This window comes from Variovorax sp. PDC80, from assembly GCF_900115375.1.
Classification (GTDB): domain Bacteria; phylum Pseudomonadota; class Gammaproteobacteria; order Burkholderiales; family Burkholderiaceae_C; genus Variovorax.
Genome location: NZ_FOWG01000009.1, coordinates 392365 through 405348, shown reverse-complemented (window position 1 = coordinate 405348; position 12984 = coordinate 392365). Strand labels below are relative to the sequence as shown.

Sequence of the window (12984 nt, the reverse complement as noted above, 5' to 3'; positions counted from 1 at the left end):
CGTGCTCCTCAGGCCGCGGCCGTGGCCTGGACCGGAACCGGGTTGCCCGAGGCCATGGCCTCGCCGCCCATCACCACGGCCTTGACGATGTTCTGGTAGCCGGTGCAGCGGCACAGGTTGCCGTCGAGCAGCTCGCGAATCTCGGATTCGCTCGACTTCGGGTGGTGGGTGCACAGATCGATGGCGCTCATGACCATCCCCGGCGTACAGAAGCCGCATTGCAGGCCGTGGCATTCCTTGAACGCGGCCTGCATCGGGTGCATGGTGCCGTCGGGCTGGGCCACGCCTTCGATGGTGGTGATTTCGGCGCCGGCCACCTGGGCCGCCAGGATGTTGCACGACTTGACGGCCCGGCCGTCGACGTGGACTGTGCAGGCGCCGCACTGGGCGGTGTCGCAGCCGACGTGGGTGCCGGTGAGGTGGAGGTGCTCGCGGATCGCGTGCACGAGGAGGGTGTTGGGTGGCGCGTCGACGGTGACCGAGCGGCCGTTGACCTTGAGGGCTACCTGCATGTGGCTGTCTCCGTGAAGGGTGATGGCTGACAGGCCCGCACCTCGCAGCGGCATGGGCGGGCCCCGAGGGCATCTTGGATGCCGACCCCCTGCACTATCCTAGGCAAAACCCTCGACGCTTGCGCCGGGGGCCTGAAATTCTCAAAATGAAACAGCTTGCCGTTCGGCAGGTCCCCAAAACGGGCGCCCCACGCGCCCCCGCAAACAGATGCTCGCTTCCAACGCCCTGCCGACACCCGAGCGCTCGCTGGCCATCGCCCAGGCCCGGCAGGCCCTGATCCATGGCGATGCCGTCGATCTGCGCGCCCCGCCCGGCGGCCGCATCGAACCCTGGATCGCTCGCTCCTGGCAGCGCTGCATCGAGGCCGGCCAGCAGCCGCAGCAGCGCGTGAGCTTCGAGCCGGTGGGCCGCAGCGCCCAGCGCGCGGTGGCAGAACGCAACCGCGCCCTGGTGTCGGCCGCGCGTCCGGTGATCGAACGCCTGTCGCGCGCCATCGCCGACACCCGCTATTTCGCCGTGCTGACCGATGCCGAGGGCATCGTGGTCGACGTGGGTCTGCTGCCCGACGGCACCGACGATGCCAGCCGCTACGCGCGCAACATCGCGCGCATCGGCGTCGACCTGTCGGAACGCGCCATCGGCACCAGCGCGATCGGCACCGCGCTGGCCGAGCAGGAATCGGTCTGGCTGCACGGCGGCGAGCATTTCTTCGACGACACCAGCGTCTACAGCTGCGCCGGCGCGCCGCTGTTCGGTCCCCAGGGCGACTGCATCGGCATGCTCGACCTGACCGGCGTGCAGGTGGCCGAGCGGCCCGAGCTGCGCCACCTCGCGACCCTGTCGGCGCGCAGCATCGAGAACGCGCTGGTGCTGCGCGCGCCCTGCGAGATGCTGCTGCGCCTGGCCTGGCCCGGCTGCCCCACCAGCGAAGCGGCCGAGGGCCTCCTGTGCATCGACGGCGGCGGCAACGTCACCGGCGCCAATGCTGCGGCGCGGCAAATGCTGCACCAGCCGCTGGCGCGCAGCCAGGGCGGCCTGCATTGCAACGACCTGTTCGCGCTGCCGCTCGACATGCTGTTCGATGCCGCGCGGCGCGGCGACGCGGTGCTCGAGGTGCCGCTGTGGTCGGGCCTGCGGGTGCAGGTGCGGCCCCAGCGCGGCGACGGCAGCCATGCCAGTGCAGCCGCGCCCGAGGCCCGCCCGCGGCTGCGCGACGTGGAAACCGCGCTGATCCGCAAGGCCGTGGCCGATGCCCGCGGCAACGTGGCCGAGGCGGCGCGCGCGCTGGGCATCAGCCGCGCCACGGTCTACCGCAAGCTCTGGCGCGGCCGCGGCACCGGCACCACGGACTGACTCAGGCGCCGACCGGCACCTTGTCGAGAAAGCCGGTCACCGAGCGCAGCTTGCCCGCGTCCAGCCGCACGAAGTCGGTACCCTGGATCAGGTCCTCGGCGCCGCTCGGGCCGAGCGTCCACGAGAAGCGCACGTGGTCGCCGTGCGCGTCGGCCTTGCCCAGCAGGTTGAAGCGGAAGCCCGGGTAGCGCTGGTGCACGGCGCCGACCAGCGCGCTGATCTGCGCATGGCCGCTGCCCTGCATGATCGGGTCGACGTACTGCGCGTCGGCCGACCAGCCGGCCTCCAGCAGCGCGGCGCGGCGCGCGGGATCGGTCTCGTTCCAGACGGCGATGTAGCCTTGGGCGATGGCAACGGGGTCGTGGGCGGCGGTGTTCATGGTGACGATTCCTTCGGTGGATGCCCGCGACGTTGCGGGGTGAAGGAATGGTCGTTTCAGCGGCGCTTCGGGTCCATGACGTGGGAGGTCATGAACGCCTTCAGATCGGGTCGAGCGGAAACACCGGCCGCCTCACCTTGCCGAACGGAAACAGCCCGTAGTCCGAACTGGTCACGCCACGGCTGTCGCACTCCACCAGCGCGGCCGCGAGCGGCTCGAACACCGGCCGGCAGTACATGCGCGACTTCAGCAGCAGGAAGCGCTCGCGGCGCGGGTCGAGCCCCGCGCATTCGAACACGCCGATGTCCCACGGCTCCTGCGTGCGCTCGGTGACCACGATGCGCGCGGCACCGATGTCGAACAGCACGGTGCGGCCCATGCTGGCGCGCTGGCCGGTGTAGGTCGGGCCTGTGATGACGTACTCGCCGTCGCAGATGCTGCGCACCGTGCCCGTGAGCCGCACCGGCGCGTTCTCGCGGCCGATGCCGGCCAGCGAGACCTTGTTGCCCAGCGCCACCGTCGCGCGCGCACCCTCGCCGGCCGCGACCAGTTCGGCCACCGCCTCGGGATCGCACAGCGGCCCGACGCCGATGCCCTCGAGCCCCTGGACCAGCGCCTCCTGCAGCACGTCCATGGTGTCGCAGCTGCCGCCCGACATGCAGTTGTCGCCATGGTCGAGCAGCAGCACCGGCCGTTCGGCGCCTTCGGCCAGCTGCTTCGCGCGCGCGATCGAGTCGGCCAGCGGCTCGCTGTCGTAGACGAAGGCCTCGCGCTCGCGCCACATCTGCGCCGCGATGCGATCGGCCGTGGCCTGCGCGCGCTCGCCCGACTGCGCGTCGACCACGATCACGCTCATGCACGGCGCATCGATGTCCGACAGCGAGAAGCCCGCGAGGATCGACACCGCGAGCGATTCGCCCGAGGCCTCGGCCGCGCGCGCGGCATCGATCGCGCGCTGCATCGCGCCGGTGTAGGAGGCGCTGCGCAGCGTGTGGGCCATCAGCGGCAGCGAATGCCAGCGCATCGCGGGCCGCCCGCGCCCCGCCAGCAGGTCGAACAGCAGCCGGCCCGCGTGTTCGCCGGTCTCGTACATGTCGACGTGCGGATAGGTCTTGAAGCCGACGATCACGTCGGCGTTCTCCACCATCGCGGGCGTGACGTTGGCATGTAGGTCGAGCGCCACGCCGATCGGCACGCCGGGCGCGGCCGCGCGCAGCCGCACCAGCAGGTCGCCCTCGCCGTCCGCGCTGTTGTGGGCCACCATCGCGCCATGCAGGTCGAGCAGGATCGCGTCGCAGCCCGGCGCCGCATCGACGATGCGTTGCGTGAGCGCGTCGTAGGCGCGCGCATCGACCGGCCCGCTCGGGTTGGCCGAGGCCGACACCGGCGTGACCAGCTCCGCGCCGGCCGCCTCGGCCAGATCGATGAAGGCCGACATCGCGGTGCGCATGCCCTTGTTGTCGCGGTACGCCTGCGCGCCGAAGGTCGGGCCGTCGGGCCCGAAGGCCGCGAGCGGCGTGGGCACGGGCGAGAAGGTGTTGGTCTCGTGATTGAGACGTGCGATCAGTACTTTCATTGGGCAAACTTTCCGGCACTTCCCAGCATCGTGATGTCGCCGAAGCTGGAGCCGTTGCGGTTGTCGGGCCGGAACGCGAGCTGGAAGCCGTTCAGGTTCATGGGCAGCGAGTTCTCGATGCTGCGTCGCAGCGATTCGGTGGTGATCGGCCCCTTCACGCGCTGCAGCGCCTCGGCAAAGGCCTTGGCCGTGATGTAGCCCTCCAGCCCGAGGTAGGAGCCCTCGCCTTCGCTGCCGGCAGCCTTGCGCGCGCGCTGGTACTCGTCGACGATGGGGAAGCGCGTCTTCCAGAACGGCGGCACCACTTGCGACAGCACGATGCCGCGGCTCTTGTCGCCCAGCTCCTTGTAGAGGAGGAACGAGCTCGCCACCGAGTTCGTGTAGATCTGCGGGTGAACGGGCGCCGCCACCAGCGAGCGGATGATGTTGATCGCCGGCATCCCGGCCGCGATGACGTACACCGCCTGCGCCCCGCTCGCGATCACCTGCTGCGCGATGGCGGGATGGTCCTTTTCCTTCGGGTCGAAGCGCAGCGACAGCAAGGCCGGCAGCTTGTTCCTCTCGAGCGCGGCCAGCGCGTCCTTCTCGATGCCCTTGCCATAGGCGTCGTCGCTGGAGACGATCGCGATGCGCGTCACGCCGATGGTGCTCAGGTGGTTCATCACGCGCGCGACTTCGTCGGCATACGACTCCCGCACGTGGTAGATCGGCACCTTCGGCCCGCGCAGCACCGCCGCGCCGGTCAATCCGCCGAAGATGAAGCTGTCGTACTTCGCGGCCACCGGAACCATGGCCGCACCGATGCCCGTGCCCATGGTGCCGAACAGGCAGACGACGCGTTCGGTGCCGAGCAGTTTCTCGGCATTGGCCGCGGCCTTCTCGCCGATGTAGGCGTCGTCGTAGGTGATCATCCTGACAGGCCGGCCACCGATGCCGCCCGCCTTGTTCAACTGGTCGAAGAACAGCGTCTGCCCCTCCATGAACGCGAGGCTGTTGGGCGTGAACGGGCCGGTGAGCACGGCGGATTGGCCGACCAGGATCGGCTCCCCGGCCGCCAGGGCGGCCGTCGATGCCGCGACCATGCCCATCGCGACGACGCGCAGGCCGATGCGCCGGAAGAGCGCGTTCACGCAGCCACTCCCGCGCTCTGCACCATCGCCTGCAGCAGCACGTTGCAGCCGGCTTCGAGGTGCTCGGGTTCGGCGTCCTCGATCTCGTTGTGGCTGATGCCGTCGAGGCACGGCACGAAGATCATCGCCGTGGGGCACACGCGGGCGAGGTACACCGCATCGTGGCCCGCGCCGCTGATCACGTTCATCCACGTCAGGCCCTGCGTCTCGGCGGCGTCGCGCACCGCGGACACGAGCCCGGGCGTGAAAGGCTGGGGCGGGAAGTACACGACCTGCTCCACCGTCGCCTCCACCTTGCCGGCGGAGGCGAGGCGCAGCACGGCTTCTTTCAGAGCCGCATCCATGGCCGACAGCACCGTGTCGTCCGCCGCGCGCAGGTCCACGCTGAGCTTGACCCGGCCCGGGATCACGTTGCGCGAGTTCGGGTAGTTGTCGATCCAGCCGACCGTGCCGCGCGCATGCGGTGCGTGCGCGAGCGCGATGCGGTTGACCTCGATCACGAGCTCGGCGGCGGCGAGCAGCGCGTCCTTGCGCAACTCCATCGGCGTGGGGCCGGCATGCGCTTCCATGCCCTGCACCACGACGTCGTACCAGCGCTGGCCGAGGGCGCCCTCGACCACGCCGATCACGCGCGCGTTGGCCTCGAGCACCGGGCCCTGCTCGATGTGCGCTTCGAAGTACGCGCCCACGGGCGATGCGGCCGCCGAGGCGGGCACCGTGCCCGCATAGCCGATCGCATCGAGCGCCTGCGCCACGCTCACGCCCTCGGTGTCGCGCTGCGCGAGCGCGTGTTCCAGCGTGAAGGCATCGACGAACACACCCGAGCCCATCATCACCGGCACGAAGCGCGAGCCTTCTTCATTGGTCCACACCGCCACTTCGAGCGGCGCTTCGGTCAGCACCTTCGCGTCGTTGAGCGCGCGGATCACCTCCAGCCCCGCGAGCACGCCATAGTTGCCGTCGAACTTGCCGCCCGTGGGCTGCGTGTCGATGTGGCTGCCGGTGGTGACGGGCGGCAGCGCGTTGTTGCGGCCGGCACGGCGCGCAAAGATGTTGCCGATGGCATCCACCCGCACCTCGCAGCCCGCCTCGCGCGCCCAGCGCACGAACAGGTCGCGGCCCTGGCGATCGAGGTCGGTCAGCGCGAGGCGGCACACGCCGCCCTTCTCGGTGGCGCCGACCTGGGCCAGCTGCATCAGCGAATCCCAGAGGCGCTGGCCGTCGATGCGGAGGGCGCGCACATCGGGTGCGGAAGAAGTTTCGATGGTTGTCGTCATGGTTCTGCGAATGAGGTCTGGAAGAGGGGACGGCTTCAGGCGAGACCGACGCCGAGGTAGCGGTCTTTCACGTCGTGGTCGGCCATGAAGGCGGCGTTGCCGGCCTCATGCACGATCACGCCCTGCTCCACGATGTAGTGGCGGTCCGCGAGCTGCACGCACACTTCGAGGTTCTGTTCGACCAGCAGGATCGCGACACCCGCGGCCTTGATGGTTTTCAGCTGCGCGACGATTTCCTCGACGATCACCGGCGCCAGGCCTTCGACCGGCTCGTCGAGGATCAGCAGGCGCGGATGGTTCATCAGCGCGCGGCCGATCGCCAGCATCTGCTGCTCGCCGCCCGAGAGCTGGCCGCCGCCGTTGCGGCGCCGCTCCTTCAGGCGCGGAAAGATGCGGTAGATGTCCTCGAGCTGCCATGGCGACTCGCGCCGCTGGCCGAGCAGCAGGTTCTCCTCGACCGTGAGCAACTTGAAGATGCCGCGGTGCTCGGGCACCAGGCAGACGCCGCGCGCGGCGATGCGGTGCGCGGGCTGGCCCGCGATGTCGGCCCCCTGGAAGCGCACGCGGCCCGCCGTGGGCGTGACCGCGCCCGCGATGCTCTTGAGCGTGGTCGACTTGCCCGCGCCGTTGCGGCCCAGCAGCGTCACCAGCTCGGCCTCGCCCACGCGCAGCGACACGCCCTGCAGCACGTGGCTTTTGCCGTAGTGCGCGTGCAGGCCCTCGACCTCGAGGATGGGGGTCGTGCTCATGCCTTGCCTCCCGTGATCATGTTGCCGAGGTAGGCGCTGCGCACGCGCGCATCGGCGCGGATGTCGCCCGGCAGCCCCTCGGCCAGCACGCGGCCCAGCTGCATCACGGTCACGGTGTCGGAGATGTCCATCACGATGTTCATGTTGTGTTCGATCAGCACCACGGTGTGCTCCTCGCGCAGGCCCCGGATCAGTTGCTTCATGTCGTCGAGGTCGTCGATGCCCATGCCCGAGGTCGGCTCGTCGAGAAAGATCGCCTTCGGCCGCGCGGCCAGCGCCATGCCGACCTCGAGCCGCCGCTGCTGGCCATGCGAGAGCTCGGCCGCAGGCACGTGGGCGAAGCGCTCGAGGCCCACGCGCTGCAGCACCTCGTCCACGATCTGCGTGCAGGCCATTTCGCCCACCGGCGCGCGCCAGCAGTTCATGGCCTGGCGCGGCGCGATGCCCTGCGCCGCCACGCGCAGGTTCTCGCGCACCGCGAGGCTGCCGAACAGGCTCGTGACCTGGAACGAGCGCGCCATGCCGCGCTGCACGCGGCGATGGTCGGGCTCGCGCGTCACGTCGTGGCCGTCGAACAGGATGCGCCCGCCGGTGGTGGTGCCGGTGCCCGTGAGCATGTGGAACAGCGTGGTCTTGCCCGCGCCGTTCGGGCCGATCACCGAGTGCACGGTGTTGCGGCGGATCTGGAGGTCGACGCCGCCGAGCGCGGCGAACTTGCCGTAGTGCTTGGTGACGCCGACGGCTTCGATGAGGACGTCGCTCATGCTTTCTCTCCCTGCGCGGCGGAGGCGCCGGCGCCTTGCGCGCCCTTCCCGAAGATGCGTCGCCAGGCGCTCTCGCCCAGCCCCCAGAGGCCGCGCTGCATGCCGATGCTCACGCCGATCAGCAGCAGCCCCAGCAGCAGCAGCCAGCGCGGCCACAGCGTGGAGAGCCAGTCGGCCAGCAGCACGTAGAAGGCCGAGCCCAGCACCGAGGCGAACAGGTTGCCGGTGCCGCCGATCACGGTGATGACCAGGATCATCTCGCTCGTGTGGTACTCGGCGTTCGACAGCGGCGCGATGCCGGTCATCATGGCGTGCAGCCCGCCCGCGAGGCCGGTGACGGCGCCCGAGATCACGAAGGCCAGCAGCTTGAAGCGCCGCAGGTCGTAGCCCACCGCGGCGGCGCGGTCGCCGTTGTCGCGGATCGCCAGCAGCGTGCGGCCGAACACCGAGTCGGTCACGCGCAGCAGCAGGCCGAAGGCGATCAGGAACATCAGGGCCACGAAGGCGTAGTACTTCCACGGCGTGTCCATGAAGGCCGGCCGCGGCACGTCGAGCAGGCCGTTGTCGCCGCCGGTCAGGCCCGAGGCGGTGTAGGCCACGAAATAGAACATCTGCGCGAAGGCCAGCGTGAGCATCACGAAGTAGGTGCCGCGCTGGCGGATCGCGACCCAGCCGACCAGCGCCGCGCCGAGCGCGCCCATGCCGATGGCCGCGAGCAGGGCCAGCGGCATCGGCAGCGCGAGCCGAGTGAGCAGGATCGCGATGGTGTAGCTGCCGAGGCCGAAGAAGATGCCCTGGCCGAAGGACAGCAGGCCCGTGTAGCCCAGCAGCAGGTTGCAGCCGAGCGCGGCGAGCGCGTAGATCAGCACTTCGCTCGCGAGCGAGCCCGAGCGCATGAACAGCGGCAGCGCCAGCGTGACCGCCAGTGCCAGCAGGAAAGTGATTTTTCTGGGCATGGCGTTCATCCTCTGCGGCCGAGCAGGCCATGCGGGCGCAGCAGCAGCACGGCCGCCATCGCGATGTAGATCATCAGGCTCGCACCGGGCGGCCACAGGGTGCTCATCAGGCTCTGCACGATGCCGATCAGCAGGCCGCCGACCAGCGCGCCGCCGAAGCTGCCGAGCCCGCCGATCACCACCACCACGAAGGCCACGCCGAGCGCCTCCACGCCCATGAAGGGCTCGGCGCCGCGGATCGGCGCCGCCAACACGCCGGCCAAGGCCGCCGTGGCCGCGCCGAGCGCGAACACCAGGCTGAAGACGCGGAACACGTTGATGCCGAGCAGCGAGACCATCTCGGTCGACTCGCTGCCCGCGCGCACCGCGCTGCCCAGGCGCGTGCCCTCGAGCACCCACCACAGCAGCACCGCGAGCACGGCGGTGAAGCCGATCACGAACAGCCGGTACTTCGGATAGATGAAGCTGCCCCACATCACCACGCCCTGCAGCAGGTCGGGCGTGGGCACGCTGTTGCCCAGCGGGCCCCAGAAGACGATCACGATCTCCTGCACCGCGAGCGCCAGGCCCACGGTGACGAGGATGTGGAATTCATGCGCCTTCGCGTACACGCGGCGCAGCAGCAGCTTCTCGGCCAGCCAGCCGAGCGCGCCGACGGCCAGCGGCACCAGCACCAGCGCGGCCCAGAAGTTCAGGCCCCACTGCAGCGCCTGGAAGCACAGGTAGGCGCCCAGCAGGTAGAAGGCGCCATGCGCGAAGTTCACGAAGCGCAGCAGGCCGAACACGATCGACAGGCCGACGGCCAGCAGGAAATACAGCATGCCGATGCCGATGCCGTTGATGGTCTGGAGCAGGTAGACGGACATGGGTGTGGGGAATGGAGCGTGCGGGCGGACCGCGCCCCGCCGTGCCACCGCGGTGGCGCGGACGAGATCGCGGAACCGGCGTGACTCAGGCCAGCTTGCAGCCCGTCTTGTCGACCGGCAGGAAGGACTTGCCGGCGCTCACCACGTCGACATAGTCGGCCGCGTCCTTCATCTTCGACTTGGCCTTGCCCTTGAGCAGGTAGTAGTCCTTCACCACCTGGTGGTCGGCCTTGCGGATCTCCTCGCTGCCCGTAAGGCCGTCGAACTTCATGCCCTCGAGCGCCGCGATCACGGCCTTCTGGTCGACCGTGCCGGCCTTCACGATGCCGTCGATCAGGATCTTGGTGCAAACGTACGAGCCCGCGAGGCTGTAGTTGGGCACGATCTTGAGCTTGTCGGCGGTGCGCTTGACCAGCTCCTTGTTGAGCGGCGCATCCACCGTGTGCCAGTACTGCGCGCCGAAATACACGCCGTCGCAGAGGTCGGCGCCGAGCTCGTCGAACTGCTCGAGCCCCGAGGCCCAGGCCATCAGGATCGTCATGTTCTTGTGCATGCCGAAGCTCACCGCCTGGCGCAGCGCGGCCGAGGACTGCGCGCCGAAGTTCAAGAGCAGCAGCACGTCGGGCTTGGCGGCCATCGCATTGGTGAGGTAGCCGCTGAACTCCTTCTCGTTGAGCGAGTGGTAGCTGTTGCCCACGTGCTCGATGCCCTTCTCCTGGAAGATGGTCTTGGCCGCGCTCAGCAGGCCGTCGCCGAACACGTACTGCGGCGTGATCGTGTACCAGCGCTTGGCCTTGGGCATCTGCGCCACCAGCGGGCGCACCGTCTGCTCGATGGCGCCGAAGGTGGGCACCGACCAGCGGAAGGTGGCGGGGTTGCAGTCCTTGCCGGTGATCTCGTCGGCGCCCGCGGTGGTGATGAACAGGCCGCCGGCCTTCTCGGCCTCCTTGCCCATGGCCAGCGCTTCCGACGACAGGATGCCGCCCGCGAAGAACTTGGCGCCCTGCTGCTGCGAGGCTTCCTGCACCTTGCGCACCGCGGTCGCGGGCTTGCCCTCGGTGTCGAGCACCGTGTAGGCCAGCGGGCGCTTGAGCACGCTGCCGTACTGCTCGATCGCCAGCTTCATGCCGAGGTCGGCGAACTTGCCGTTGGCCGCGAAGGCGCCCGACATCGGCACCGGGCAGCCGAAGCGGATCGCCTCGGCCGATTGCGCGAAGGCCGAACGGCCGGCCAGCAGGGAAGCGGGAGCGGCCGACAAGGCGGCCAGTTGGAGAAGGTGTCTGCGTTGCAAGAGGAACTCCGTCGTGGTGAGGGTGGAGAGGGATGGGCGTCCGCGGTCGCGGCGAATTTAAGCGGATAAATAGGATTAATATGCTGGTAAAAACCCGCTAGCAATCCCCGTGCCCAAAAACCACCGACTTCGCGGCCCCCTCGCCCCGCCCGCGTGCACCACGCCGATGCACCCAGTACCGCTGGGTAAGATCGCCCGCTGTTGCGCATTCCGCGCATCTCCCGAGGGATATCGAGCGTGGGCATGACAGTGGGGCAACACCGCCCGAAGCGACAAAAGCTCTCGGACGTCATCGTCGAGGACGTGAAGCGCTGGATCGTGGCCGAGCGCAAGCAGCCCGGCGACCGGCTGCCGAACGAGAAGGAACTGATCGAGCTGTTCGGCTATTCGAAGAGCACGGTGCGCGAGGCGCTCAAGGCGCTCGAGGTCAGCGGCCTGATCTCGATCCGCACCGGGCCCGGCGGCGGCGCCTACCTGCAGCAGGTGTCGGTCGAGCATGCGTCCGAGCCGCTACGCAACTTCCTGCACTTCCACCACCTCGACGGCCACCACATCTACCAGCTGCGCAAGGCGCTCGAGCCCGAGCTCGCGGTCAGCGTGGTGGGCCGGCTCACGCCCGGGATGTTCGAGCGGCTCGAGGAGAACGTGCGCCTGTGCACGAAGGAGCCGACCTCCGAGGACGAGCAGCGCATCCAGCGCGAGGCCGAGCTGGCCTTCCACACCATCCTGGCCGAGGCCTGCCCCAACCCGGTGCTGTCCTTCATGTGCCGCTTCCTCAACGACCTGCTGCGCGACCTCGTGGTCTACAAGAAGGCGCTCGACCACCACCACTTCGGCGAGGCCAACGTCGACTACCACACGCAGCTGCTGGCGGCCTACCGCAAGGAGGACGCCGAGACGGTGCGCCGGCTGATGAGCGAGCACATGGTCGACGCCGAGCAGCACATGCACGAGATGGAGGCGCACATCGGCGCCAAGCATCTTCTCGTGCCCAACGCCCAGCGCTGAGCGGCGACGGAAATCCGTTCGCGCTGAGCTCGGCCTGTCCTGAGCTTGTCGAAGGATCGAAGCGCCGCGCAGGGCTTCGACAAGCTCAGCCTGAACGGTTCGGCTAGCGCCCGCGGTGCGCCGCCGTGAGGCAGGCCTGGAACGCCAGCACCGCGCGCGAAGGCTTCGGCGAACGCCGCAGCAGGCTCACGAAGCGACATTCGTAATGGAAGCGCTCGGGCAGCACCGGGCGCATCAGCCCGCGCTGCTCGAACACCTGCGCATAGTGGTCGGGCAGGAAGCCCAGGAAGCGCCCCGACAGGATGAGCGTGGCGATCGCCTCCTGGTCGAAGCCCGTGGCCTTGCGCGAGAGCTGCGCGCGGTGGCTCAGCTCCATGTTGGGCGAGTGGTAGCCCAGGCCCGCGAAATGGTGCTCGCGCAGCTTCGGCCAGGTGAGCTTCGCATGGCTGGCCTCGAACAGCGGATGGCCGCGGCCGCAGTACAGCAGCATGGTCTCGCCGAACAGTTCCTCGTAGACCAGGCTCTTCGAGCTGCGGTGCGCCGGGATGATGCCGATCTGGAAATGGCCCTCGAGCACGCCCTGCTCGATCGCGTTGATCGAACCCACGTGCACCGCCAGGCTGACCTCGGGCGCCACTTCGGCGAAGCGCGCGATCGCCTCGCCGATGCGCGCCTGCGGATTGGTCGCGGTCTTGTCGAACAGCGCCACCTCGAGCTGGCCGCCCATGCGGTTGTGGATGTCGTCGATGCTGCCGCGGAAGGCGTCGACCGAAGCCAGCAGCCGCAGCGTCTCGTCGTAGACGCGCTGGCCCTCGGCCGTGAGCGCGAAGCCGGCCCGGCCGCGCCGGCACAGCACCAGGCCGAGCCGGGTCTCGAGGTCCTTCACGTGGCGGCTCACGGTCGAGGTGCCGATATTGAGCTCGAGCTCGGCCGCCGCCATGCCGCCGCAATCGACCACGCTCTTGAATACCTTGAGCAGGCGCAGGTCCATGTCGCTTAGCTGGCCCAGCACGGCACGGCTGCGGGCCGTGGAAGCGCCTTCTTTTACTTGCATGGATCGTCAAGTGAACATTGATATTGCGCCATTCTCCACACTGAACGGCTTGCCAACAATCGACGCGT

Annotated in this window: 13 protein-coding genes; 2 read left to right on the top strand and 11 right to left on the bottom strand. The window is 69.2% G+C overall.

What is annotated here, in order from left to right:
* Positions 1 to 8: 8 nt before the first annotated feature.
* Entirely contained in the window at positions 9 to 512 is a 504-nt protein-coding gene (locus BM109_RS26150; RefSeq protein WP_093349201.1) for a (2Fe-2S)-binding protein, read from the bottom strand.
* Positions 513 to 720: 208 nt separating this feature from the next.
* Here BM109_RS26150 and BM109_RS26145 point away from each other — a divergent pair, with 208 nt between their 5' ends.
* Positions 721 to 1866: a helix-turn-helix domain-containing protein gene (locus tag BM109_RS26145; protein WP_093349199.1), complete on the top strand. Its 1146-nt coding sequence runs from the start codon at positions 721 to 723 to the stop codon at positions 1864 to 1866.
* Position 1867: 1 nt separating this feature from the next.
* Here BM109_RS26145 and BM109_RS26140 read toward each other — a convergent pair whose 3' ends face one another.
* From BM109_RS26140 to BM109_RS26100, 9 genes are all read right to left on the bottom strand, one after another.
* On the bottom strand, positions 1868 to 2245 hold the full coding sequence (locus BM109_RS26140) for a nuclear transport factor 2 family protein (protein ID WP_093349196.1): 378 nt from the start codon (positions 2243 to 2245) through the stop codon (positions 1868 to 1870).
* 100 nt (positions 2246 to 2345) lie between these two features.
* Positions 2346 to 3821 carry a M81 family metallopeptidase gene (locus BM109_RS26135; RefSeq protein ID WP_093349194.1) on the bottom strand — a complete coding sequence of 492 codons (1476 nt, stop codon included), beginning with the start codon at positions 3819 to 3821 and terminating at the stop codon, positions 2346 to 2348.
* Entirely contained in the window at positions 3818 to 4951 is a 1134-nt protein-coding gene (locus tag BM109_RS26130; RefSeq protein ID WP_093349191.1) for an ABC transporter substrate-binding protein, read from the bottom strand. The genes BM109_RS26135 and BM109_RS26130 overlap by 4 nt, the downstream gene beginning before the upstream one ends.
* Positions 4948 to 6228 carry a Zn-dependent hydrolase gene (locus BM109_RS26125; RefSeq protein ID WP_093349189.1) on the bottom strand — a complete coding sequence of 427 codons (1281 nt, stop codon included), beginning with the start codon at positions 6226 to 6228 and terminating at the stop codon, positions 4948 to 4950. The genes BM109_RS26130 and BM109_RS26125 overlap by 4 nt, the downstream gene beginning before the upstream one ends.
* A 35-nt stretch (positions 6229 to 6263) precedes the next feature.
* Entirely contained in the window at positions 6264 to 6977 is a 714-nt protein-coding gene (locus tag BM109_RS26120; protein ID WP_093349186.1) for an ABC transporter ATP-binding protein, read from the bottom strand.
* Positions 6974 to 7741 carry an ABC transporter ATP-binding protein gene (locus BM109_RS26115; protein WP_093349184.1) on the bottom strand — a complete coding sequence of 256 codons (768 nt, stop codon included), beginning with the start codon at positions 7739 to 7741 and terminating at the stop codon, positions 6974 to 6976. The genes BM109_RS26120 and BM109_RS26115 overlap by 4 nt, the downstream gene beginning before the upstream one ends.
* On the bottom strand, positions 7738 to 8697 hold the full coding sequence (locus tag BM109_RS26110; RefSeq protein ID WP_093349306.1) for a branched-chain amino acid ABC transporter permease: 960 nt from the start codon (positions 8695 to 8697) through the stop codon (positions 7738 to 7740). Before BM109_RS26110 ends, BM109_RS26115 begins: the two co-directional genes overlap by 4 nt.
* Before the next feature lie 5 nt (positions 8698 to 8702).
* Positions 8703 to 9563 carry a branched-chain amino acid ABC transporter permease gene (locus BM109_RS26105; protein ID WP_057589571.1) on the bottom strand — a complete coding sequence of 287 codons (861 nt, stop codon included), beginning with the start codon at positions 9561 to 9563 and terminating at the stop codon, positions 8703 to 8705.
* An 85-nt stretch (positions 9564 to 9648) separates the two neighbouring features.
* The gene (locus BM109_RS26100; protein ID WP_093349181.1) at positions 9649 to 10854 is read right to left on the bottom strand and encodes an ABC transporter substrate-binding protein; all 1206 of its coding nucleotides are present in this window, start codon (positions 10852 to 10854) and stop codon (positions 9649 to 9651) included.
* Positions 10855 to 11097: 243 nt separating this feature from the next.
* On the opposite strand from BM109_RS26100, the gene BM109_RS26095 reads away from it, so the two are divergent.
* Positions 11098 to 11862, top strand: coding sequence for a FadR/GntR family transcriptional regulator (locus BM109_RS26095; protein WP_093349178.1), 765 nt, complete (start codon positions 11098 to 11100; stop codon positions 11860 to 11862).
* 103 nt (positions 11863 to 11965) lie between these two features.
* Here BM109_RS26095 and BM109_RS26090 read toward each other — a convergent pair whose 3' ends face one another.
* Positions 11966 to 12916: a LysR family transcriptional regulator gene (locus BM109_RS26090; protein WP_093349176.1), complete on the bottom strand. Its 951-nt coding sequence runs from the start codon at positions 12914 to 12916 to the stop codon at positions 11966 to 11968.
* Positions 12917 to 12984: the final 68 nt, after the last annotated feature.